The organism is Nostoc sp. DSM 114167 (assembly GCF_052692655.1).
In genome coordinates, this window is the sequence record NZ_CP195116.1 from 2461719 (window position 1) to 2486657 (window position 24939).

22 protein-coding genes are annotated in these 24939 nt (G+C 40.9%); 13 read left to right on the forward strand and 9 right to left on the reverse strand.

The features are described 5' to 3' along the window. Nucleotides 1-8: 8 nt before the first annotated feature. The 7 genes from ispF (at nt 9) to NSTC731_RS10590 (ending at nt 8074) form a co-directional block, all read left to right on the forward strand. Entirely contained in the window at nt 9-494 is a 486-nt protein-coding gene (gene ispF, locus NSTC731_RS10560; protein ID WP_445632060.1) for a 2-C-methyl-D-erythritol 2,4-cyclodiphosphate synthase, read from the forward strand. Nucleotides 495-556: 62 nt separating this feature from the next. Further along, nucleotides 557-2338, forward strand: coding sequence for an ABC transporter substrate-binding protein (locus NSTC731_RS10565; RefSeq protein ID WP_445630757.1), 1782 nt, complete (start codon nt 557-559; stop codon nt 2336-2338). A 108-nt stretch (nt 2339-2446) separates the two neighbouring features. Next, nucleotides 2447-3235 carry a nickel pincer cofactor biosynthesis protein LarB gene (gene larB / locus NSTC731_RS10570; RefSeq protein ID WP_445630758.1) on the forward strand — a complete coding sequence of 263 codons (789 nt, stop codon included), beginning with the start codon at nt 2447-2449 and terminating at the stop codon, nt 3233-3235. A gap of 344 nt (nt 3236-3579) precedes the next feature. Then, complete coding sequence (locus NSTC731_RS10575) at nt 3580-3786, forward strand: hypothetical protein (protein WP_094348493.1); 207 nt, start codon at nt 3580-3582, stop codon at nt 3784-3786. 82 nt (nt 3787-3868) lie between these two features. Continuing rightward, nucleotides 3869-5254, forward strand: a complete 1386-nt coding sequence (gene argH, locus NSTC731_RS10580; RefSeq protein ID WP_445632061.1) for an argininosuccinate lyase — start codon at nt 3869-3871, stop codon at nt 5252-5254. Between the two features lie 1251 nt (nt 5255-6505). Next, nucleotides 6506-7000 carry an NUDIX hydrolase gene (locus NSTC731_RS10585; protein ID WP_335004540.1) on the forward strand — a complete coding sequence of 165 codons (495 nt, stop codon included), beginning with the start codon at nt 6506-6508 and terminating at the stop codon, nt 6998-7000. A 231-nt stretch (nt 7001-7231) separates the two neighbouring features. Beyond that, complete coding sequence (locus NSTC731_RS10590) at nt 7232-8074, forward strand: alpha/beta fold hydrolase (RefSeq protein ID WP_445630759.1); 843 nt, start codon at nt 7232-7234, stop codon at nt 8072-8074. A gap of 1 nt (nt 8075) precedes the next feature. On the opposite strand, the gene NSTC731_RS10595 is transcribed toward NSTC731_RS10590, so the two are convergent. Then, the gene (locus NSTC731_RS10595; RefSeq protein WP_445630760.1) at nt 8076-8927 is read right to left on the reverse strand and encodes a pantothenate kinase; all 852 of its coding nucleotides are present in this window, start codon (nt 8925-8927) and stop codon (nt 8076-8078) included. A 109-nt stretch (nt 8928-9036) separates the two neighbouring features. On the opposite strand from NSTC731_RS10595, the gene NSTC731_RS10600 reads away from it, so the two are divergent. Continuing rightward, nucleotides 9037-10761: a diflavin flavoprotein gene (locus NSTC731_RS10600; protein WP_445630761.1), complete on the forward strand. Its 1725-nt coding sequence runs from the start codon at nt 9037-9039 to the stop codon at nt 10759-10761. A gap of 160 nt (nt 10762-10921) precedes the next feature. Then, the gene (locus NSTC731_RS10605; protein ID WP_445630762.1) at nt 10922-12634 is read left to right on the forward strand and encodes a diflavin flavoprotein; all 1713 of its coding nucleotides are present in this window, start codon (nt 10922-10924) and stop codon (nt 12632-12634) included. A 219-nt stretch (nt 12635-12853) separates the two neighbouring features. Here the strand turns inward: NSTC731_RS10605 and NSTC731_RS10610 are convergent, their stop codons facing one another. The 3 genes from NSTC731_RS10610 to NSTC731_RS10620 all read right to left on the reverse strand — a co-directional run bounded on the left by NSTC731_RS10610 (nt 12854) and on the right by NSTC731_RS10620 (nt 17209). Continuing rightward, nucleotides 12854-14587, reverse strand: a complete 1734-nt coding sequence (locus NSTC731_RS10610) for a serine/threonine-protein kinase (protein ID WP_445630763.1) — start codon at nt 14585-14587, stop codon at nt 12854-12856. A gap of 24 nt (nt 14588-14611) precedes the next feature. Then, nucleotides 14612-15511, reverse strand: a complete 900-nt coding sequence (locus NSTC731_RS10615; protein ID WP_445630764.1) for a serine/threonine protein kinase — start codon at nt 15509-15511, stop codon at nt 14612-14614. Nucleotides 15512-15634: 123 nt separating this feature from the next. Then, nucleotides 15635-17209, reverse strand: coding sequence for an NB-ARC domain-containing protein (locus NSTC731_RS10620; RefSeq protein ID WP_445630765.1), 1575 nt, complete (start codon nt 17207-17209; stop codon nt 15635-15637). A gap of 308 nt (nt 17210-17517) precedes the next feature. On the opposite strand from NSTC731_RS10620, the gene NSTC731_RS10625 reads away from it, so the two are divergent. Together NSTC731_RS10625 and NSTC731_RS10630 are read left to right on the forward strand one after the other, a co-directional pair. After that, nucleotides 17518-17847 carry a TRADD-N-associated membrane domain-containing protein gene (locus tag NSTC731_RS10625; protein ID WP_445630766.1) on the forward strand — a complete coding sequence of 110 codons (330 nt, stop codon included), beginning with the start codon at nt 17518-17520 and terminating at the stop codon, nt 17845-17847. A 384-nt stretch (nt 17848-18231) separates the two neighbouring features. Continuing rightward, the gene (locus tag NSTC731_RS10630; RefSeq protein ID WP_445630767.1) at nt 18232-18459 is read left to right on the forward strand and encodes a hypothetical protein; all 228 of its coding nucleotides are present in this window, start codon (nt 18232-18234) and stop codon (nt 18457-18459) included. Nucleotides 18460-18550: 91 nt separating this feature from the next. Here the strand turns inward: NSTC731_RS10630 and NSTC731_RS10635 are convergent, their stop codons facing one another. The 3 genes from NSTC731_RS10635 to ribBA form a co-directional block, all read right to left on the reverse strand. Next, a complete protein-coding gene (locus NSTC731_RS10635) occupies nt 18551-18790 on the reverse strand; it encodes a type II toxin-antitoxin system HicA family toxin (RefSeq protein ID WP_445630768.1) in 240 nt (79 codons plus the stop codon). Further along, on the reverse strand, nt 18790-19020 hold the full coding sequence (locus tag NSTC731_RS10640) for a type II toxin-antitoxin system HicB family antitoxin (RefSeq protein WP_445630769.1): 231 nt from the start codon (nt 19018-19020) through the stop codon (nt 18790-18792). Before NSTC731_RS10640 ends, NSTC731_RS10635 begins: the two co-directional genes overlap by 1 nt. Before the next feature lie 87 nt (nt 19021-19107). Then, nucleotides 19108-20781 carry a bifunctional 3,4-dihydroxy-2-butanone-4-phosphate synthase/GTP cyclohydrolase II gene (ribBA, locus tag NSTC731_RS10645; RefSeq protein ID WP_445630770.1) on the reverse strand — a complete coding sequence of 558 codons (1674 nt, stop codon included), beginning with the start codon at nt 20779-20781 and terminating at the stop codon, nt 19108-19110. Between the two features lie 317 nt (nt 20782-21098). On the opposite strand from ribBA, the gene argC reads away from it, so the two are divergent. Continuing rightward, nucleotides 21099-22157, forward strand: a complete 1059-nt coding sequence (argC, locus tag NSTC731_RS10650) for an N-acetyl-gamma-glutamyl-phosphate reductase (RefSeq protein WP_445630771.1) — start codon at nt 21099-21101, stop codon at nt 22155-22157. 87 nt (nt 22158-22244) lie between these two features. On the opposite strand, the gene eno is transcribed toward argC, so the two are convergent. Then, nucleotides 22245-23534 (reverse strand): phosphopyruvate hydratase, encoded by a 1290-nt coding sequence (gene eno / locus NSTC731_RS10655; protein ID WP_445630772.1) that lies wholly within the window; start codon nt 23532-23534, stop codon nt 22245-22247. Between the two features lie 269 nt (nt 23535-23803). Between eno and gloA the strand changes: the two genes are divergently transcribed. Beyond that, entirely contained in the window at nt 23804-24238 is a 435-nt protein-coding gene (gene gloA, locus NSTC731_RS10660) for a lactoylglutathione lyase (RefSeq protein ID WP_445630773.1), read from the forward strand. 246 nt (nt 24239-24484) lie between these two features. Here the strand turns inward: gloA and NSTC731_RS10665 are convergent, their stop codons facing one another. Then, nucleotides 24485-24784 carry a hypothetical protein gene (locus NSTC731_RS10665; RefSeq protein ID WP_445630774.1) on the reverse strand — a complete coding sequence of 100 codons (300 nt, stop codon included), beginning with the start codon at nt 24782-24784 and terminating at the stop codon, nt 24485-24487. Between the last annotated feature and the right edge of the window lie 155 nt (nt 24785-24939).

A 24939-nucleotide genomic window follows, 5' to 3' on the forward strand; every position in this document is an offset into this window, starting at 1 on the left:
CTGAACAAATGACTAAAATTCGTATTGGTAATGGCTACGATATTCATCAACTAGTGAGCGATCGCCCTTTGATTTTAGGTGGAATTCAAATTCCTCATGAACTGGGTTTATTGGGACACAGTGATGCTGATGTGTTAACGCACGCGATTATGGATGCCATGCTTGGGGCATTATCCTTGGGGGATATTGGTTATTATTTTCCGCCTAGCGATCCCCAATGGGCGGGAGCAAATAGTTTAGTACTATTAACTCAAGTACATCAATTGATTCGCGATCGAGGTTGGCAAATCGGAAATATTGACTCGGTGGTAGTAGCAGAACGTCCAAAATTAAAACCACATATTCACAACATGCGCGACAAACTAGCGGCAGTTTTAGAATTAGAACCAAATCAAATTGGCATTAAAGCTACTACTAACGAAAAATTAGGCCCTGTTGGACGTGAAGAAGGTATATGTGCTTATGCTGTCGTCTTGCTAGGTGCTTCAGAATAACTTTCTTTTAGCCTTTAATAAAGATATTCAAGACTGATTAGGATGGAAATAGATTAGTAATTATGAACTTTTTTAGAAAAATATTTTTGGCAATTAAACATTTATGGTTGCCAATAATTTTTACTTCAGCCATAACACTTACAGTTACTGCCTGCAACCCAGCTAATTTCAAAAGCCCTGCGGCTCAAGTACCACAATTGGTCAGTAGTATTCTCAGCGATCCTAAAACTTTTAACTACCCTTTGAGTCAAGAGTTTCCCAATGTTTTTCCTCTAATTTACGAGGGGTTAATCACCCAAAATCCAATCACTGCAAAAATCGAACCAGCATTAGCTGAATCCTGGCAAATTTCTGATGATAAATTAAAGATTGTTTTTACTCTACGCGAAAGCTTGAAATGGTCTGATGGTCAGCCACTAACAGTAGATGATGTAGTGTTTACCTACAATGATATTTACTTAAACGAAGCAATTCCTACTGATGTGAGAGATGGTTTGAGAATTGGTGAGAGTAGGAAGCTACCTACTGTGCGAAAAGTGGATGAACGTCGGGTTGAGTTTATCGTACCGGAACCCTTTAGACCTTTTCTACTAAGTACAGGTTCGCCAATTTTGCCCGCACACATATTGCAACAATCGGTAAAAACCAAAGACCAAAATGGGAGGCCGATTTTTCTGACAAAATGGGGTGTTGATACTCCTCCGAACGAAATTATTGTCAACGGCCCTTACAAAATAGAGCGCTATGACACGAGCCAGCGTGTGGTCTTCCGGCGCAATCCCTACTACTGGCGCAAGGATGCTCAAGGTAATTCCCAGCCTTATATTGAACGGGTAATTTGGCAAATTGTGGAATCAACAGATACTTCCTTGTTGCAATTTCGTTCTGGTGGGTTAGATACTGTAGGAGTGTCGCCAGATTATTTTTCTTTGCTAAAAGTGCAAGAAAAGCAGGGTAATTTCACAATTTATAATGGTGGACCAACATCGAGTACATCGTTTGTTTGGTTCAATCTTAACAAAGGTAAAAGGGACGGAAAACCACTAGTAGATCCAGTTAAATCTCGGTGGTTCAATAATGTAGAATTCCGGCAAGCTATAGCTTATGCAATTGACCGCCAAACGATGATTAATAACACTTTTCGCGGCTTAGGCGTGCCACAAGATTCACCGATTTCTGTACAAAGCCCCTATTATCTTTCCCCGAAAGAGGGGTTAAAAGTTTACGATTACAATCAGCAAAAAGCGAAGGAATTACTGCTAAAAGCAGGATTTAAGTACAACAACAATCAATTAGTCGATTCTGAAGGAAATCGTGTCCGTTTCTCTTTGCTTACCAATGCTGGAAATAAAATCCGTGAGGCAATGGGATCGCAGATTAAACAAGACTTGAGCAAAATCGGTATTCAAGTTGATTTCACTCCATTGGCATGGAATACTTTTACTGATAAAACTTCTAACTCTTTAGATTGGGAAGCTTCTTTGATGGGTTTGACTGGTGGATTAGAACCGAATGACGGTGCTAATGTCTGGGCACCTGAAGGCGGATTGCACATGTTTAATCAGAAACCTCAAGCAGGACAAAAGCCGATTCAGGGTTGGGAGATTGCTCCTTGGGAAGCAGAAATAGGGAATCTTTACATTCAAGCTGCACGAGAATTGGACGAAGCTAAAGTTAAAGCGATTTATGCCGAAACACAGCGGATTACTCAGGAAAATTTACCTTTTATTTACCTGGTTAATCCTTATTCAATGTCAGCGGTGCGTAATCGTTTTGAAGGAATTAAATTCTCTGCTCTTGGTGGCGCATTCTGGAATATTGAACAAATTAAAGTAACAGATTAGTCATTAGTCATTAGTCAATAGTCATTAGTTCGTAATTAGTGGCATCTAACAACTGACAACTGACAACTGACAACTGACAACTGATAAGTAACAAAGGACAAATGACCAATGACAAATGACAAAACTTTGCGATCGCTACTCGTTGCGGTTGCCAATGGTAAAGTTACGCCAGATACGGCATTAGACTCACTCAAAGACTTAACTTATGAATCTGTAGGTGAGTTTGCCAAAATTGACCATCATCGCCAACTCAGAACTGGTTTCCCAGAGGTGATTTGGGGCCCTGGTAAAACTCCCGATCAAATTGCTCAAATTATAGAAGTGATGCGCCTCCGCAACTCGGTGGTGATGGCAACCCGCATTGAACCAGCAGTTTATACCACACTGCAATCAAAAGTTAGCGGTTTGCGATATTATGAATCGGCGCGAATTTGTGCGATCGCTCCTCCTACCATCGAACCACAATTTCAGGGTGAAATTGGCATTCTTTCTGCTGGTACTGCCGATTTACCCGTTGCTGAAGAAGCGGCTGTCACCGCTGAACTTTCTGGTTTTCGCGTCCAGCGCCTCTGGGATGTCGGCGTTGCTGGGATTCACCGCTTATTAAGTAACCGCCACTTGATTGAATCAGCATCGGTGTTGATTGTCGTGGCGGGGATGGAAGGCGCTTTACCCAGCGTTGTTGCTGGTTTAGCGAGTTGTCCGGTGATTGCCGTACCCACCAGCATTGGTTATGGCGCAAGTTTTGGCGGTTTAGCACCTTTATTGACAATGCTTAACTCTTGTGCGGCGGGAGTAGGCGTAGTAAATATCGATAATGGTTTTGGTGCAGCAGTGTTGGCGGGACAGATTTTGCGGACTGCCGAGAAATTGCGGTTGGCATCGGCTGCATCTTGAGTTAAGACATTGAAGTTACATCCAATATTTCAGTAAATATCAGTAATTAATATGAAGAAGGGGAAAGGGGAAAGGTGAAAGGGGAAAGGGAACCCCATACTTCAAAGCAGGGGTTTTAAATAAAGACGCTGATTTTTCTCTCTAAGAGAAGCCAAGGGCAACGCACTACGTGTCTCAAAATCTTCTTTTTTTGTTCAACCTATTTAAAAATAGGGGCTTTGTACCTTGTGGGGAAAAGTTCTTTATTCCTGCCCTTTCCCCCTTTCCCTTTCCCCTTTTCCCCTTCTTGGTAAATAATAAACTGATGCTGAAATTTGCCACCCCTAACTTCTTAATCACCAAAGATGAGCAATTACAGCGATTTGACATCTCAGTTACTTTGGCATTTGCCTGTAAATTTGACAGCATTAGCACAAACAATCACCGATCCAAACGTTATGGGTCAGATGCAAAAAGCTTGGAGCCACTTTATACAAACAGGTCAAGTCTGGGCATTGTTGATTGGTTTAGTCATTGGCTATATGATTCGGAATCTAACTAGCTACGGTTAAAGTAATTTTAGATTTTAGATTTTGGATTTTAGATTGATGATTAATCTAAAATCCAAAATTGATGCCCACTTCCCTCATATTTATGACCAAAGAAGAAACTTGGAGCCAGCGGTTTGAATCAGCGTTGCATCCAGCGATCGCTCGTTTTAATGCCAGTATAAGTTTTGATATTGAATTAATCGAATATGACCTCACTGGTTCTCAAGCTCATGCCCAAATGCTTGCTCACACGGGCATTATCTCCCCAGAAGAAGGAGAGCAACTGGTTGCCGGTTTAGAACAAATTCGCCAAGAGTACCGCCAGGGAAAATTTCAGCCTGGTATCGATGCTGAAGATGTACATTTTGCAGTTGAACGCCGACTGACAGAAATTGTTGGCGATGTAGGTAAGAAGGTGCATACAGCGCGATCGCGTAATGACCAAGTTGGTACTGATACCAGACTCTACCTCCGCGACCAAATCCAACAAATCAAAAGCGAATTGCGAGAATTTCAAGGTGTTTTGCTGGATATAGCCGAAAAGCACGTTGAAACCCTGATTCCTGGTTATACCCACCTCCAACGTGCCCAACCCGTGAGTTTAGCTCATCACCTCTTGGCATACTTTCAAATGGCCCAACGTGACTGGGAACGTTTAGGAGATGTTTCTCGCCGCGTGAATATTTCACCTTTGGGATGTGGTGCTTTAGCGGGAACAACTTTCCCCATTGACCGCCACTACACAGCCAAACTCTTGAATTTTGACGATATTTATGCTAATAGCCTCGATGGAGTGAGCGATCGCGATTTTGCGATCGAATTTTTGTGTGCTGCTAGCTTGATTATGGTTCACCTCAGCCGCCTTGCAGAAGAAGTCATTCTTTGGTCATCTGAAGAATTTCGCTTTGTCACCCTCAAAGATAGCTGTGCTACGGGTTCCAGCATCATGCCCCAAAAGAAAAACCCCGATGTCCCAGAATTGGTGCGGGGGAAAACAGGACGTGTATTCGGTCATCTCCAGGCGATGTTAGTGATTATGAAGGGGCTACCCCTGGCATATAACAAAGACTTACAAGAAGATAAAGAAGGTTTATTTGATAGCGTTAACACAGTCAAAGCCTCTCTAGAAGCAATGACGATTTTGCTCAGGGAAGGCTTAGAATTTCGTACCCAGCGGTTAGCATCAGCTGTGGCGGAGGATTTTTCTAATGCCACCGATGTAGCAGATTATTTGGCAGCACGGGGCGTTCCTTTTCGGGAAGCTTATAACCTTGTGGGTAAGGTGGTAAAAACTAGTATTGCCGCAGGCAAACTCCTAAAAGATTTGAAATTGGAAGAGTGGCAACAACTACACCCAGCATTTGCAGCAGATATTTATGAGGCTATTTCCCCCCGTCAAGTTGTTGCTGCGCGTAACAGTTACGGTGGCACTGGTTTTGCACAGGTAAACAAAGCACTCACAGCCGCCCGTGCTCAAATTGCTCAATAGAGGCATTGGGGAAGGTGAGGTCTCCTCTGGGGATAAGGGGTAATGGGGACTGGAAAGCAGGGGAGCAGGGGAGCAAGGGAGAATTATTGAACAAGTCTCTCCCTTGTCTCTTTTCCATGCCCAATGCCCAATGCCCAGTGCCCCATGCCCAATGCCCAATGCACAAAAATAAATAAGGGCGTACAAATAAATGTGCGCCCTAAAAGGTAAATAACCCAAACAATAAGGATTTAGGCAGGCAACTTATTCAGTGTCAGCTGCTGCTGCGCCTTCTTCTTCCTCACTCTTTGGTGGTCTTTGTTGGAACCTTCTCTGCATTCTTCCTGTCGTAGTCCGTTTACGAAACTTTCTGGCATACGCCTGGTTACGTAGCGCCTTTTCTTTTTTCGGGTTACGGCGCTTGGCCATGTTCACCTCTATTAATAAACAACAAAAAAGTAGCAACTAGGCATCACGTAGGCAATATTAGCTACCAATGTTATTGATATAATTTTAGCCTAGTGCAGCAATGAATACGCTTTAAACAGTGTACTAGTCTATCGCATTATATCTAAGTTTGTCAATAAAATTCTGAATTATCCTCGCCAGTAAGATGAAAAATATCTTTTCTGAGATTTCAATCTGTCAACTGATTGTAAATTAGCTCATTAGTTGTTGTTTTTGAAACTAACCAATATTATCAAAAAATAATTCAGGAGTGGGTTATAAAAACTCAAGAAGCATAGGTAAATTTAAGCATAGAGTATAATTTTTGATTTAGTGGTCTTTAATTAATTGTAGGTTTTAAATCCTACTTAAGTGCCTATTATAAATTCAGAATTCCGAATTTGGAATTTTGACTTATTATTTATATTATTTTTTTGTTTCAGCAATACTAATGCTATAGCAGTCCTAAATCAATTGTGAAAACTTCTCTTTCTTTTCTTGGCGCTCTTGGCGTCTTCTCTACGAGACGCTTTGAGTTGGCAAAAGCCTATCGTAGAGAAAGCGGTTCGTTAATTTTCACAACTCAAATAGGATTGCTATAGCTATAAACTGCAAATTTACCTGCTTCAAGAAATATCATGTATATATAAATACAGTGCTTCTCATTAAACTTGATGTTAGAATTGATAATATTCTACGTAAATCGTGAGAATAAAATCTCAATCCACAAACATTTTTGTATAAAACAAAACTCAATAAAATTTTTATTAGTTGAGCTTATGTAAGTGGTAGGGAACTATAGAATACAACACAAAACTTTGAAGATTGAACGTTATTGCTTTTTTTCCGGCAGCTGTAGAGTCCACACGTAGCTTATGGCGTCTTGGACAAACAGTATTGGGTATAATATTTCGTCATCCCATTACTGGCACTAGTATCATCCCAATTTTACCCGATGGTCGGATTGTACTGATCCGACGGCGCGACAATGGTCTTTGGTCATTGCCTGGAGGGATTGTAGATTGGGGAGAAGATATTCCCAATACAGTGCGCCGGGAATTAATGGAGGAAACCGGGCTAGAATTGGTGAAAATTAACCGTTTAGTAGGAGTTTACTCTGCACCAGACCGCGATCCCAGAATTCATTCAATTTGTATTGTGGTTGAAGCCGAGGTGCATGGGACAATGGAGATTCAAGACACTTTAGAAGTTATGGAAATCCAAGCTTTCTCTCCCAGTTTACTACCTTCAGGAAAGATGTCTCACGACCATACTCGGCAGTTGCAAGACTACTTGAATGGCTTGACAACACTGGCTTAATAATATTTTGTCATTAGTCATTAGTCATTAGTCATTTGTCATTTGTCATTTGTCATTGGTTATTTGCCACCAAAGTTATATTTAAGGAATCCTTTCTTCTCTACGAGAGGCTTCCCCAAGGAGACGCTAAACGAATCGCACCACACCTTTGTGTTTGTAATTTAACTAATGACTAATGACTAATGACTAATCACTATTTATTATGATGCTAAAAGTTAACTACTAAATAAAATGGATACACTATTCCGTAACTCCCGGAGAAAGCTCTCTCAAGGGCTATTATTCTGGCGTGAAGTCGGTGAAAAAACTCCTATAATTTTTTTACATGGTGCTTGGAATGAGAGCAGTCAATGGTTATCTGTGATGGAATCTCTTGCACAAGATTTTCATTGTTTTGCACTCGATTTATTAGGATTTGGTGAATCAGAAAATCCTAATATCCATCATTCGATAGATTTACAAGTTGAGTGTTTAGCTGAATTTTTGCAAGCTGTGAAGCTAGAAAAAGTATATTTAGTGGGGCATTCTCTTGGGGGTTGGATTGCTGCTAGCTATGCTTTAAAGTATCCAGAGAAAGTTGATGGTGTGGTACTGCTAGCACCAGAGGGCGTAGAGATAGCAGGGCAAGAAGAGTATTGCCAGAAGATGCGGCGATTATTGAATTATCCACCACTAATAGTTAAATTTTTGCGATCGCTAACTCCCTTGACTAAAATCCTGGGTTGGCATGAAAAAATTGCACAAGACTTGCAGTTGCGTCAATCGCTATTGCCGTATCCTATAGGTTGCCAGTTACTTTTCAAACGGCGACAAGTAGAAATTGAGGCGGAATTACTGCAAAAGCAGCTTTATATGATCGATGTCCCAGCTTTGATTTTACAAGGTGGGCAAGATACACCAGATGCTTTAGCCAGAAGCCGTGTTTATGCTCAACTGATACCGAAAGTCGAGTTGAAAATGATTGCTCATGCCGGAAATGACTTGCCAGAAGCTTGTGCTGAGGTTGTGGCAAGCGAAATTCGGGAGTTTATTCAAGGTATTTTAAAAAGTCATAATTTCAATGAATTAAACTAGCTCATTCTGTGCTATCACCCATTACTATTTCGCGCATTCCCCAAAAAATCAAATTTGCTTCCACAACTAAACGTTCTACAATTTCAGGACATAAAGCTTGCAAATAGTTAATTAATAAAGTGCGATCGCCCCCTTTAATCGCAATCTTCCCATCAGCAAATAAATCCCACCACGCCTCCATAAAATCTTTGATTCCAGCTAAGAATGTGTAAATTACTCCGCTTTGGATCGCTTCTTGAGTATTGAGAGCAAAACGTGCTGGTAGAGATGAAAAGTTTTGCATTTCTACTAATGGTAATTGTCCTGTTTGTTGACCGAGAGTTGCAAATTGCAAGCCTAATCCCGGCAAAATTGCACCTCCAACTAGATACTCATTAGTATCCACAGCCGTGAAAGTTAACGCTGTCCCAGCATCAATTACCAACATCGGAAAACCCCAAGTTTTCGCCGCACCCCATAAAGCTAAAGCGCGGTCAATTCCCAATGTGGGATACACGCCTTTGAGTGGTATTTGCTCTAAGGTAATAACGCGAACGTTTGGGTAAGTTTGCCAAATAGCAGTTTGGCTGGGAACTACCGAGGCAAGGAGAAGAGGGCACGGAGGCAGAGAGACAAAAGCGCAAAGGGGTGGAGTATTTGTGAGAAAATTACTTTGTTGATGGCTTGGAGAAATTGCCGATAATAAATCATTTAGGGTTTGACATTCAGCTAGATGTCGGATGACAGACTCAGAAAAATAGTCGGTATCCCAAGCTGAGTAAAGTGTCTCGCCAATAAACAATGCCCAATGCAGCCGCGAATTACCAATTTCTAAGGCTAGCCAAATTTCCTCTCTGTGGCTCTGTGGTTTCACACTTTTAACTTTTTTAAGTCAACTATAGATTTTTTAATAAAAATTAACATTAAAGCCGTGTAACAATAAAAGAAGAGGAAGAAATACTCATTGTGTCAAGGAGGGAGTTATGGTAGCACTCACCGAAAAAACTGAAAAACGGCTCACCATACAGACTGTAGAGATTGCTCAAGAGACTACGGCTATTCGCTCTTTGGATTGGGATCGCGATCGCTTCGATATTGAGTTTGGTCTGCAAAACGGTACTACTTATAACTCGTTTCTCATTCGCGGGGAGCAGACTGCCTTAGTTGATACCTCCCATGAAAAGTTTCGTCAACTATACTTTGATACGCTTACTGGACTAATTAATCCAACAGAGATTGATTATTTAATTATCAGCCACACCGAGCCAGACCATAGCGGTTTAGTTAAAGATTTGCTGCAAATGGCTCCAGAAATAACCGTTGTCGGTTCTAAAGTGGCGATTCAGTTTCTTGAGGATTTGGTACATCAGCCATTTAAACGGCGGATAGTGAAAAATGGCGATCGCTTAGATTTGGGCAATGGGCATGAATTTGAATTCGTGATTGCTCCAAATTTACACTGGCCCGATACCATTTTCAGCTTCGACCACAAAACCAAAACTCTCTACACTTGCGATGCTTTTGGGCTGCACTATTGCTCAGATAGCACCTTTGATGAAAACTTAGCAGCGATCGAAGAAGACTTTCATTACTACTACGATTGCTTGATGGGGCCGAATGCCCGATCGGTTCTATCTGCTCTGAAGCGGATGGCGGAACTGAAAACCATCAACACGATTGCTACAGGGCACGGGCCATTATTATCTCACAATGTTGAAGAACTAGTTGGACGTTACCGCACTTGGAGCCAAAGCCAAACCAAGGCGGAAACAACAATTGGGATATTTTACGTTTCTGAATACGGATATAGCGATCGCCTCGCGCAAGCAATTGCCAACGGTATCAGTAAAACTGGTGTCGCCGTGGAAATTGTCGATTTGGGATCTGAAGTCGATTTACAAGAACTGCGAGAACTAGTTAGCCGTTGTGCTGGACTAATCGTTGGATTACCTCCGGCTTCCGGTGCTGCAAATATCCAAGCTGCACTCAGCACAGTTTTAGGATCTGTCAAAGAAAAGCAAGCTATCGGCGTATTTGAAACAGGTGGTGGCGATGATGAGCCGATAGATCCTTTGGTGAGTAAATTCCGCAATTTGGGTTTGACAACAGTTTTTCCACCAATTCGGATTAAACAAACGCCCACAGAAAATACTTACAAGTTGTGTGAAGAAGCAGGTACAGACTTAGCTCAATGGGTAACACGCGATCGCAACATCAAAGCGATGAAATCCCTTGGTGCTGACTTAGATAAAGCACTAGGTAGACTTAGCGGTGGGTTATATATTATTACTGCGAAAAAAGGCGATGTATCCAGTGCCATGCTAGCCTCTTGGGTTGCTCAAGCTAGCTTCAAACCATTGGGATTCTCCATTGCAGTAGCCAAAGATCGGGCAATTGAATCACTCATGCAAGTAGGCGATCGCTTTGTTCTCAACGTTTTAGAAGAAGGCAATTTCCAACCATTAATGAAACACTTTTTGAAACGGTTCGCCCCTGGCGCAGATCGTTTTGAAGGTGTGAGAACTCAGCCGGCCGAAAATGGTGCGCCCATCCTCAACGATGCGCTCGCCTACATGGAGTGCGAAGTCATCAGCAGAATGGATTGCGGCGACCATTGGGCAGTATACAGCACAGTCTACGCCGGAGGGGTTTCTAAGCCAGATGCTTTGACTGCTGTGCATCACCGTAAAGTTGGCAACCACTATTAATTTTGGATTTTGGATTTTGGAATTTAGATTAATAATCCAAAATCCATAACCACTCAATAAAGCATTTGTTTAGTATACCCATGCCTACTTAATATCCAGAATTTGGATCTTTAATTAACAATCCAAAATCTAAAATCTAAAATCTAAAATTGTTTTACCTATGTCAAAAAATAAACCCCGTGACGTTCAAGTTTTTCCCATTGCTACAGATACAAGAGTACTGCGATCGCGCAGTTGGTCAAGGCTGAGATTTGAAATTGAATATGCTCTTGCTAAGGGTACAACTGCTAATTCTTATTTAATCGAAAGTGAGAAAACCGCGATAATCGATCCTCCAGGGGAAACCTTTACGCAAATTTATTTAGAAGCTTTGCAGCAACGTTTCCATCTTGAAGATTTAGATTATGTAATTTTGGGACACGTAAATCCTAACCGTGTTGCAACTTTAAAAGCTTTGTTAGAAATTGCCCCGCAAATCACCTTTGTGTGTTCTAATCCAGGAGCGAGAAATTTACGTGCGGCGCTGGAAAATTCAGATTTGCAAATTCTTGTGATGCGCGGCGAAGAAACTCTAGATTTGGGTAATGGGCATAATTTACAATTTATTCCCACTCCTAATCCCCGCTATGCAGATCAACTTTGTACCTACGACCCGCAAACAGAAATTCTCTACACAGATAAGTTATTTGGGGCGCACGTTTGTGGAGATCAGGTATTTGATGAAGGTTGGGAAGTATATAACGAGGATCGGCGCTATTATTTTGATTGCCTGATGGCTCCCCACGCTCGTCAAGTTGAAACAGCGCTGGAGAAATTAGCTGATTTCCCCGTGCGAATGTATGCCACTGGACACGGGCCTCTGGTACGCTATGGCTTAATCGACCTGACCAAAGCTTATCGAGAATGGAGTCAACAGCAAACTTCTGCTGACTTGACAGTAGCGTTGATTTATGCATCAGCTTATGGAAATACAGCCACATTAGCCCAAGCGATCGCTCGTGGCATTACAAAAGCTGGCGTTGCCGTAGAATCGATTAACTGCGAGTTTACTGAACCAGAAGAAATCCGGGCGGCTGTGGAAAAAGCCGGTGGTTTCATCATCGGTTCTCCTACTCTCGGTGGTCATGCACCGACACCTGTACAAACAGCTTTAGGAATTGTCCTATCCACCGCCACTAACAATAAACTCGCTGGTGCTTTTGGTTCCTTTGGCTGGAGTGGAGAAGCGGTTGATTTAATTGAAAGTAAATTAAAAGATGCTGGCTATCGATTTGGTTTTGATACAATCCGCGTCAAATTCAAACCCGACGATGCTACCTTACAATTGTGTGAAGAAGCTGGAACCGACTTTGCCCAAGCACTCAAAAAAGCTAGAAAAGTGCGATCGCCAAGTCAACCTGCAACAAATGTAGAACAAGCAGTTGGTCGGATTGTCGGTTCTCTTTGCGTTCTCACAGCCAAAGAAGGCGATCGCTCCAGTGCCATGTTAGCTTCTTGGGTGTCTCAAGCTAGCTTTAGTCCACCTGGTTTAACCATCGCCGTCGCCAAAGACCGCGCAGTAGAAACACTGACCCATACAGGAAACAAATTTGTCCTGAATATTCTTAAAGAAGGGAATCACTTGGGATTGATGAAGCACTTCCTCAAACCTTTTGGCCCAGGACAAGACCGATTTACTGATGTCGCCGCCGAAGAAGCTGAAAGCGGTTCTCCCATACTTACGGATGCTCTAGCATATCTCGAATGTTCCGTACAAAACCGAATGGAATCTGGCGACCACTGGCTAGTTTATGCGACTGTCGAGAATGGCAAATTGCTAGATACTGATGGCGTTACAGCCGTGCATCATCGCAAGTCAGCAACTCATTATTAATTGGGAATGGGGCATGGGGAATGGGGTATGGGGTCAACTCCCCATCGCCCAAAAGTTAATCTCATCATTCCCCTTCGTGTGAGTGAGAGTCTTCTTTTTGTTTCAGCTAAAAAGTAGAAGTTTGGAGAGCGATCGCTATCATCTTGTTTTCAATCGCCTATTAAAATTGGCTAGGAAACTGCTGCAACTTCAAACAAATCCTGTGAAGCCACCTGAAAATCAAGGTTCTATCATCTTTGTCTCTGGTATATCCTTAATAGCTTGTTGTACTTGTGGAGATTTTACAAATTCTATAAATGCTTTAACTTTTGGACTAGGCGGATTTTTGTAAACCAAGAATAGGTTGCGTTTGTAGGGATAATCTTTCTCATACCACAGATGTCCGTCAATTCGCTGAACCGTAACAGTTTTCTGATTTCCTAGATTTAGTGAACTGCCATAAGCAATCGCATCAGTTCCTAACTTTGAAATCAGTTCTTTAACTTCACCATTGTTACTTAAAGTTTCAAAGTTAGAATTCGTGCAAAAATCTTTCCCCTTTAGCACACTATCTTTAACAGTTACAGTAGCACCACTATTTAACGGTTTCATCAGTACTCTAATAGATTTTTCTGCTTTTCCCAAAGCAGACCAATTAGTGATCTTATTCTCACATCCGAAAATTTGCCTGAGTTGATCTGAACTAAATCCATTTGTATACCTTTTTTTAATTCCTGTCACAAATACCAGTCTATCGTGTGCTATCATCACCTCTAGCAATTTCTTATTTTTTTCTTCAAGAGTCAAAGGACGAGAAGAAGCTGCAATCTCTTCGTTGCCATTTTTAACAGCATCAATTCCGTCACCAGCAGTTTCGCTATCTGATATTATTCTAGAATTCTTATACTTGTTTGTAAATTTATTTTCGATAGTTTTCTTAATTATTGACATGGCAGAGGAACCAGCAATCCTAATATCTACGCTATTCAGAGGATCATTAGATGATGGAGTTTGAGTTAGTTCAATAGTTGGTGTAGGAGATAGCTGTAAGGTAATATTCGGTGGGGTTATATTTTTTGGACTACTTGAAAAATGGTTTCCAAGTATTTGACCCCAGTTTTGAAAAGGAATAATTCCTATTAATAAAATCGGCAATATAAGCCACAGATTTGTTATATTATTGGAGCGTAATTTAGCTGTTATTTGAGACAAATCTTTTAAGACTTCATCCGCTGACTGATAACGTTCTCTAAAGTCAGTATGTACCATCTTATCTAAAATTTGTGTAAGCTGTTTATTCACTTTTATCTGATTTGACCAAACAATTTTATTTGTTTGTGGATGCTTCTCAATCGTATCTGGAGTTTCTCCAGTTAAAGCTTGAATTGCCGTTATGCCCAAAGCATATAAATCACAATTTGAGTACAACAGAAGGCCATTTTCTTGTTCAGGTGGCATATAGCCTTTAGTACCTACTGGTTGTTTTGAGACTATTTGCGTTTCATCATTAAAAGTTAAAGTAGATATTTCATTAACTCCGCCAAAATCAATTAAAAATATTTTGCCATCACTCCGTTTTACTAAATTGGAAGGTTTAATATTAAAGTGTTTGACACCTTCTTGATGAATATACTTTAATATCTCTAAAACCTGTTGTAATAAATCTATAACTTGTTCTTCATTCCAAAGACTATTATTTGTAATTTGATTACTTAAATTATCTCCATTAATGTATTCATAAACTATATAAAATTCTTGCCGATCCTCAAATGATTCGATAATTTGTGCCACTTTACACTGGCTATAATTTAGCTTTTTTAACTTTTCGATTTCTGTATTAAAGCAATTTATTGCTTGCCTCATTACTGGTTGATTATAATTTCTTGTCTTTAAATGTTTGATAACACGTTCTGGTTGTTTTTTTAACTGCTCATCTGTGACAATGTAAGTCTGACGAAACTTAATTTTATTCATAAATTCTCCTTTAAGTTTGTTTAACTAGCCAATTCTGCGCTGAATTTTATATCTTCCATGAATAATAGTAGAAGGCTGTAGAGGGATATTCATAAGATGCTCGAAAACCTCTTGTGCAGATTCATAGCGGTGTTGTACTGAGTGATGCACCATTTTGTTTAAAATATCTGCTAAATCTCTGCTAATCCCTTCCTGAGACCAAATGACTTCACCTGTTTCCAAAACTGGGGGTGAGTATTCTCCAATTAAAGCTTCAATTGCGACTAATCCCAATGAATAGAGATCACTGCTAAAACACGGTTTGTTTTTCCTGTGTTCTGGTGCCATATATATTAACGTACCAGGAGACTGACCTGTTGCTGTGAAGCTTGTTAATAAATTGTTGAGTTCTTTAACAATCCCAAAATCAATCACAAATATTTTATTATCATGCTCTCGCATAACTAAATTTGAGGGTTTGATATCTCTATGTATAATTTTTTGTTGATGAATATATGTTAGGGTTGGTAAAATCTCCTTTAACATACTGATAACATCTTGTTCTTTCCAAGGGCCACTCTCTTCTAGCTTCTGCTTCAGATCAGAACCGTCAATGTACTCTTGAACCAAATATAATTCTTGTTCCTCTTCAAAATAATCAATAAGTGCAGGTATTTGAGGATGGATACATAACTTTTTTAAAGTTTCTGCTTCTATCTCAAAGCGCTTTCTTGCTGTTAATAAAGTTGATTTATCAGTTAATTTGCGTTGGTTGAGTTGTTTAATTATACACTGATTTTGACTCGGAGCTTCTTGATTACAATCCTCTGCTAAATAGGTTTGAGCTTGACCACCTATTCTTAACTCTTGAATAATTCTGTAGCGTCCTCTTATTTTTTGTCCTCTTTCGAGACTCATAAAATCTCCCACACTATATTTAGCCATTTCCTTAATCTAAATCAGTACTAAATCGTGAGTATCTATAGATAGTTCTATATTTTTTAGTAGGAAAAGAGGTAGCTTTATTGTTAGTTGCAAGGTAAGGTGGTGTAACCTTAATTCTTACAATTATTGAAATACTGTTAGTATATTTTCTATGTTTTCTGCTACATAACCAACCTCTAGCTGTGATCTCCCTTGTACCATTTCTTTGATAGCATCTAGCGATTCTTGAAAATTTCCTTTTAGATATAACCTATTCTGAATTAAATTCAGAATATGGTTTGTATGAGCCTCTTTGAGATTTTTATCTAAAGATTTCTTCAAAGCGTGGCTCTTAAGTAGTTTAAGCTTATGAGTTTTATTAAATGTCTGAATTTCTTGACAAACTTCTTCAATAAACCTATTTTTAACGTACTCCCATACTGCTGGTTGAAGGGTGTAAGTTGCTTTACCTTTTTCAATTAAATCTCTTTTGGCTAAAGAATTAAGAGCATTTAAAAAGTCTGACGGCGATACTAACAAAGAAGCATTTTGCAATTTTGTTAGTGAAACTGATTCAGATTTTTCAGCAATTGCTTGTAAATAAGGAATATTGTCTTTGAAAATTGAATCTTGTTCAATTGCTAGCCAATACATAATATCCTTTTCTAAATCCGTTAAGCGTTCAAATTGTTTTTGTATTAAATCACTTATATCCAAAATAACTGCTGATAAGCTTTGTTCAATAAATGCAGAAACATCACCTCCAAATAATTCTTTAATCATGGTTGAAATAATTTTTAAGGCTAATGGATTACCGCGATACAGATGAATGAGTGTTTTCCATCTTTGCTCTCCAGACAATTCTTTTGCTTCCAAGATTGCTTTTGCATCGGCATATTTCAAACCCTCAAGTAATAATGAACGAACGGATAGGGTTTCTTCTTCAAGTAAAGCGATTTCTCTAGGTTTTTCTCGGCTAGTTATTACTAAACAGCTTTGTTGATGTTCTTTTCCTAACTGTTTTAGAAGTTCACCATATTCCTTATATTTTTCTTCATACTGCCCAGCAAAATCACCTTTTTTTAAAATGGTATCCCAATTGTCTAGTACGAGAAGACAACGATAATCTTTAAAGAACCTTAAATCTTCGTTAAACTTGTCGAACGTTGGAGCATCCCAAAGCGATCGCCAGATAATATAATCAAATTTACCTTCAATCTCATGGACTAACTTGGCTGCTAGAAGGCTTTTACCAATTCCTGCCATTCCCCAAATAGCTACCACTTGGGATTTATTCTCAATAATCCATTGCTTGAGCTTATTCAGTTCTTCTTGTCTACCATAAAAAACGGAAACATCTGGTCTTTCTTCAGCCCCATTTTGGGACATATAGGGTATGGTGTTTGCCTGAGTGAAATCTGTGTCTGCTCTTATAAAGTTATTTGTGAGCGCAGAAAAGCTATCACTGACCCACTCTGGTTTGTATCGAGCTACTAAAGCAATCAAATCCCCTCGTCTATTCCTTTTTATACCATTTACTTCACGCTGAATTTCAAAGCGATCGCAGAGATTTTGGATATGTTTGCGAACCGTAGCTATTGAAGCATCGATTTTTTCTGAGATTTGTTTATCTGTATAACTCTGTAGTACCAGCATTAACACCTCCCTTGGTTTGGGGGTTAGTTCCTGAACTTTTTTTGTGAATTCATTTTCGTCCATTTATTTTTTACTTAACCATGTGTTTTTATAATTCATTACCCATAGTACACGTTTTACACAAAAAACACATTAATAATGAAAAATAAATTGTTGTATATTATACAATTTACCTTCAAATGTATTATTTACAGGGTTTTCATCATGATTTTAATGGCTTAGACTTGGCAAGTTCAGGTATAGCAAGCTTCACATTACTTAAAACTAGAGTAAAAATATTTTCTAGATACCTTCACATAAACAGAATAAAATAAGCCATAATATACACATTGTGAATCACAGTGTGAAATGAAGTACCGGGAATCAACATCATGATATCAAACAAGATAAGAAAACAGGCGTCAAATAACACTGATATTGAGGTTTCAACAACCGATCCAACATCAAGCTATGAAGCAACAAGCAAGCTCGATGTCATGAAAGAACGTTTAAGACAGGCACAGTTGAGCTTTAACGTCGCTTTGGTGATGAGTGCGATGTGTGGTCTCTTCAGTTTATTTGGTATCGCATTGTCAGTTTCAGGAAATTTCCCAGATGGGTCTATCACAGCTATAGAGGGACTTTTGTCAAGCGTTCCTTGGTTGCGATTAGCAAAGGATGCAAATGACCGATTGGATCGGCTGAATGCTGAGGAAAAATAACCTTAACTTGAAGTTCCTCTTTGAAATCTATGCAATAAAGGGCTTTTGACTCACCGCTTACTATGTAGAATCGACCAAATCGAAAGCCCTTTGTTGGATTTTTATAGGTTGATTAATTTCCTCAAAATAAAAGACGAATATAGCGCTTCTGAGTTAAGTCCAATAGAAACCTAACCAATAAGATATGATTTGGTCATGGAGTTGAGTGGGATAAATTAAAAGCAGCGCTCAGGTTTTCACCACATCAGAATCGGTCAACAAAGTGTTAAGGGCGTTGATTGAGTCAATGCCACAAGCAGCAAAGGGCGAGACAGTCTAACACTTTGTTGCATCGGAAGCCGTCTTATTTTAAGAACTCAATGCTCTCTGTTGAAAATTATCACTATGATTTTACGTGAACTTGAAGATCAAGCACTGAGATTATCTGCCGAGGATCGTTGGCAGTTAATCAATACATTGATGCGATCGCTCCAACCAAAACTTCAGCCAACGTCAAAGCCAAAGGGTTTAGCTGCAAGTTTAATCGGTATTACCAAGACTGACAGCCTGCCACCTACAGATGAAGAAGTAAAAGCCATGCTAGATGAGCGGTTGGTGCAAAAGTATCTGTAATGCGAGTTTTATAATTGAACTTCAGTTTCAAAGCGATCGCCTAATTCGCTACACATTTCTATTTTTTAGTCTTAACCTAGCAGTATTGCTTTCAGATTTGCTCATAAGCAGATAAAAAATCCTCTCTTGAGATACCCGCTTGAGTACAGATGGATCTCAACGTCGAACCTTTAATTTGAGAATAGTTAGGCATAGTCAGTGGAGTTTTTGTTCCATCTTCATTTTCTCGCTCCATAACAATATGTTCCCGCTCCCTAATAACAGTGAATCCCAGAAATTCCAATGTCTTAATTACTTTAGCTTTAGGTACGTTTACTGGGAATTTAACCATTAAATAGGAACCTCAGCTTCCGCCACAAAAGCTTCTAGGACTGGTGATTCCTCTTCTAAAACCTTTTGACCAAATATATCTATATGGCAGTGGATAGCAGATTTAACATCAGCTAGTGCTTCTTCATAGCTGTCACCTTCGCCAACTACAACCCCTTTGATACCCAAGGGATATGCTACGTAACCGTCATTATGTTTTTCAACAATAATTTTGATTGCTCTCATTGTCATATAAAAGAACGGCAGAAAAGTTTGGGGGGAATATAGGAGTTATATACATCCTCCAACCCCTTAAAAAGTTGGCTTTTAGGGTTGTGGCTATTTACTAAAGCTGTAAATTTGTTGCGTCTCCAAGCGATCGCTAATCGATGAAGGCAGTGTACCATCCGCGAATGTCTGCCGATCTAGTTGGACTTGTAAATTACTCAAAGGATCGCAACCAGAAGAAATTAGAAATTCTAGTTTCTGGATGTAAGGCACGGTTGCTAGGTTATCCAGAATTTGGAAGATTGCCTGTATGTAAGGATGACCACTCTGCTGATACCAATCACAGCTAGCAACTTTTGCCTGATCGAAACCCAAGTGTACTGTTAAAGATGGCTCGTCAAATATAGCGATCGCCAAGGGACGCGCTTCTTCCTGTAACAATAGATCGTTACTTCTGGCTAAGTGTCGCAGTTTTTCTAAGCGTTCATAACGTTCCGTCACAGCTTCCGGGTCATCTTGCCAGTGGATTGCCACTGTCACCAGATAAGTTTGTAACAGCATGTGACCCAGCTTTTTCGCCTTTGTCGCCAGATAATAGGAATTGTAGTCGTTTGCCTCAATTAACAATGGCACGCGATCGACTACTTCCAGCCCATAACCCTTGACACCTGCAATTTTGCGGGGATTATTGGTGATCAGACGAATCTTTTTAATGCCCAAATCCATGAGCATTTGTGCCCCCATACCGTAGTCTCGCAAGTCAGCAGGAAATCCCAAACGCTCATTTGCTTCTACTGTATCTAGTCCCATATCCTGCAAAGAGTAGGCTTTGAGTTTGTTAATCAAGCCGATTCCCCGCCCTTCTTGACGCAGGTATACAACTACACCTTGACCAGCAGACTCAATCATTTTCAGTGCAGCTACAAGCTGCATCCGACAGTCGCAGCGTAAAGAACCCAAAGCGTCACCAGTTAAACATTCTGAGTGCATCCGCACCATCACTGGCTCATCTTTGAAATTAGCTGGATCGCCCTTGACAATTGCAACGTGTTCTGTATTATCCAGAGTATGGCGATAGGCGTAAATTTCAAACTGACCGAATTGACTAGGCAGTTTGGTAATTACCTCACGATACACTAGGCGATCGTGCTGTAGGCGATAGCTGATTAAATCCGCAATGCTAATAATTTTTAAATTGTGACGTTTTGCGTATTCAACTAACTGCTGCAACCGCGCCATTGAACCATCGGAGTTTTGAATTTCACAAATTACACCCGCCGGGTATAGCCCTGCTAATCTCGCTAAGTCAACAGCCGCTTCCGTATGTCCTGCGCGTTTGAGTACGCCTCCAGCTTTAGCCCGAATCGGAAAAATATGACCAGGACGACGCAAATCGGTAGGTTTTGTGGCTGGATTGAGAGTAACCTGGATAGTGCGGGCGCGGTCTTCTGCTGAAATGCCTGTAGTGACACCTAATTCTGGCCCGGCATCAATACTGACAGTAAAAGCAGTTTGGTTAGTATCTGTAATGTTGCTTACCATCAAGGGTAAGTCTAGCTCGTCTAAGCGATCGCCTGTCATTGCCAAACAAATGAGTCCTCTTGCTTCCACCGCCATAAAATTAATCATGTCGGGTGTAGCAAATTGGGCAGCACAAATTAAGTCGCCTTCATTTTCTCTATTTTCATCATCTACCACTACAATGACGCGACCAGCTTTTAGGTCTGCTAAAGCGGCATCAATCGAATCAAATTTAAAAGCTTGGGTAGGATTAGGCTGTGACACAGAAGATTTCCAGCTATAAACGTAAATTTTTTTAACAATTTCTTCTTTTAGATTGTAGCTCCTTTATAAGGCAGAGAAGTAGACTAGCAATGATTTGATAACGGGGCAAAAATTTTTGCCATTAAAAATGGCGATAAAGTGCAGCGACAGTAAAGGACGAAGGAGATGAGGAAGCATAATAATCATTTGTTTGCTCCCCCATCTTCTAAAGAACAAAGTAGAGGGGTTTAAGACCTTTTGTGCGCTGCGCGTCTGGTCGCTGATATTGTTGATAGCTGAGAACGAATTAACCATTCATGGGATAAGGATTTGGGATCATGGGCAAATTTAGACGCGTACCCGTTGGGATTGTTGGCGCGTCGGGCTATGGTGGAGTGCAGTTAGTACGACTACTGATGGATCACCCAGAAGTCGAAATGGTTTATTTAGGAGGTGAGACTAGTATTGGGAAATCCTTTGGGGATCTCTACCCGCATCTGGCTCATGCAACTAACCTGCTAATAGAGGCAGTAGAACCAGAAATAATTGCTCACCGCTGTGAAGTAGTTTTCCTGTCTTTACCAAATGGTCTGGCTTGCCAAATCGCACCCAAACTTTTGGAAAAAGGATGTAAAGTACTAGATTTGAGTGCAGACTATCGGTTTAGTGATTTGACAACTTATACCAATTGGTATGGTACAGAGAGAAGCGATCGCACAATCGCAGCCACAGCAGTTTATGGATTACCAGAACTTTATCGCGATCGCATTGCCGAAGCTCAACTTATTGGCTGTCCCGGTTCCTATGCCACTGCTAGTCTTCTTGCACTTTCGCCACTTTTAAAGCAAGGCTTAATCAGACCAGAAACAGCTATTATCGATGCCAAGTCTGGCACATCTAGCAGCGGACGGCAGGCTCAAACCAACTTATTACTAGCTGAAGCCGACAACTCCATAACAGCTTTTAATGTTGCTCGTCACCGTCATACCCCAGAAATTGAGCAAATTTGCAGTGACTTAGCTGGTCACGAACTTATGATTCAATTTACACCGCACCTTATCCCAATGGTACGCGGTATTTTGGCAACAGTATATGCCACAATGAGCGACCCTGGTCTAGTACGAGATGATTTAATCACAATTTTCTCAGCCTTCTACCGCAACTCTCCTTGGGTAAAAGTCTGCGGTAGCGGCGTTTACCCTCAAACCAAGTGGGCTAACGGCAGCAATCTTTGTTACATCGGTGTAGAAGTTGACCCACGCACGGGTCGCGTAATTGTCATGTCAGCAATTGACAATCTAATTAAAGGACAGGCGGGCCAAGCTATTCAGTGTCTGAACCTGATGATGGGCTGGGATGAAACCTTGGGGTTGCCCAAGTTGGGGTTTTATCCTTGATTAGGGGAAAGGGAAAGGGAAAAGGGGACAGAGGACAGGGGACAGAAAATACCTATTCCCTGTAACCTGTAACCTATTCCCTATTCCCTACTTCGGCCCTAACCCCACAGCACCAGCATAAACGGCGCGATCGCCTAGTTCATCTTCAATTCGCAGCAAGCGATTATATTTTGCTACGCGTTCGCTGCGACACAGGGAACCTGTTTTAATTTGACCGGCACGGGTGGCTACAGCTAAATCAGCGATCGTTGTATCTTCTGTTTCACCGGAACGATGGCTAATTACTGAACGGATACTGTTGCGAGTTGCCAAATCAATTGTTTCCAAGGTTTCGGTGAGAGAACCAATTTGATTGAGTTTAATCAAAATGGCATTAGCGGCTTTTTCTTGGATGCCTCTTTGCAAGCGCGTAGCATTCGTTACAAACAAGTCATCCCCTACCAACTGCACCCGCGAACCTAACTTCTGGGTCAGTAATTGCCAACTTTGCCAATCTTCTTCGTGTAAGCCATCCTCAATTGACACAATTGGGTATTGGTCAACTAGTTGTCCTAAATAATCAATAAATTCAGCTGGGGCGTGAGGTTTACCATCGTAAACATACTGACCATTCTTGTAAAACTCGCTAGCCGCCACATCCAGCGCCAAAGCTACTTGTTCGCCTGGCTTGTAACCAGCTTTCTGAATGGCAGCAACCAGCAATTCCAAAGCCACCTGATTAGATTCTAGGTTAGGAGCAAAGCCACCTTCATCACCCACACCAGTAAGCAAACCTTTTTCATCTAATACTTGACTGAGAGTAGCAAACACCTCTGCACCCCAGCGCAATGCTTCTCGGAAGGAAGTTGCACCAATTGGGACAATCATAAACTCTTGAAAATCCACGTTGTTTGATGCGTGTGCGCCACCGTTAATCACGTTCATCAACGGTACTGGGAGCAAATTCGCTAAAGGGCCACCCAAATAGCGATATAGAGGAATTTCTAGAGACTCAGCACCAGCTTTAGCAGCTGCTAAGGAAACCCCCAAAATTGCATTAGCCCCCAAATTGGATTTGTTAGTAGAACCATCGATCGCAATCATTGTGCGGTCTAGCAGTTCTTGATTTAGGACATCCAAGCCTAACAATTGTGGTGCAAATGCTTCTTTGACGTTTTGTACTGCCTTGAGTACGCCTTTGCCCCCATAACGGCTTTTATCGCCATCACGCAGTTCGTGAGCCTCAAAACTGCCAGTAGAAGCACCACTAGGAACTTGCGCCAATCCGACAACACCGTTAGCTAAATGCACTTCGGCTTCAATTGTCGGTCTACCGCGTGAATCAAGAATTTCACGAGCTGCGATCGCCTCAATGGCAGTATCTAGAAATTTACTCATCTGTACTTTATCCTTTATTCGAGTGTGTTACGCATCCAGTCCAGTTGCCTAACCCAATCGCTAGCATAGGTGGTTAAGAGACTTTCTCGGCTGAGATTAAAGAAGATTTCCATTATAGGGATAGGGAGCAATGCCCAGAATGGGTAATTGTTTATTCTGTCCTCTCGGCTTTTAATTCTTTCTGTGACAGCATTTTTACCTTAAGACTTTGAGCTAGGTAAAATGTTTGCAGAGAATAACACTAAATCAATTACAGAGAAAAGGTCAATATGCGATTACTACACACAATGCTGCGGGTGGGCAACCTTGAAGAATCTTTAAAGTTCTACTGTGAAATTCTCAAAATGAAACTGCTGCGCCGAAAAGATTATCCAGGTGGAGAATTTACCTTGGCTTTTGTTGGCTATGGTGACGAAAGCGACAACTCGGTAATCGAACTAACCTACAACTGGGGTGTGGAAAAGTACGAATTAGGTAATGCTTACGGTCACATTGCCCTTGGCGTTGATGATATTTACGCTACGTGTGAAGAAATTTGCACTCAGGGCGGTAAAGTCGTGCGCGAACCAGGAGCAATGAAACATGGTTCGACGGTAATTGCTTTTGTGGAAGATCCTGATGGGTATAAAATTGAACTGATTCAATTGGGACCTCAAGGTTCGGCAGTCAAACAGGAATCACAAGAGCAACTTGTGAGTCAATAATTCGATCGGGGATTTCCAAAAAATTAATTATCCAGTAGGGTGGAATGTCATTTATCTAAGCTGGATTCAGATTCCCGACTTCTTTAAGGAGTCGGGAATCTGGGCAGTAATTTGTGCTTAAGAGCCATAGGAAAATCCACAGTGATGCCTTAAAAAGTTGAGCTAGAGAGAGATTGATTTTTCCTGCACACTGTCGTCTCGTGTCAGTAAACCCAGATGCACGAGACTTTTCCCTTTTTAGGCGGGTTAGGGGATCTCCTCTACGTAAATCCTATTAGTATTACCCCAATACTGCCCTTGATGAGCAACACTAATAGCGAAGCGTAAAGCCTTCTCTACGAGAGGCTGCGCCAACGGCATGGCTTCGCTTAGAGCGAGTCCGCGTACTCTGTAAGAGTTGCAAGCTAGCAAGAGCGTCTCGTAGAGAGCGTCATAGCCCGTAGTAGACATCGCTCCAATAACACCATCGGGGAAAGTCTGCTCATAACAGTATTTTCGTTTTAAATTAGGAAATAGGCAATGGATTAAACTATCATCAATTGCCAATCCCAAATTGCCACCGGAGATACACGCGGATATCCGCCCAGAATGTTTGGATAATTATCTGGGTATTAAGGAGTAGGGTTACAACCACTCCCCACTCCCTACTCCCTTTAATAATCCCCAATCCTTAAACTAAAAATCCAAATTCTAAAATTCTA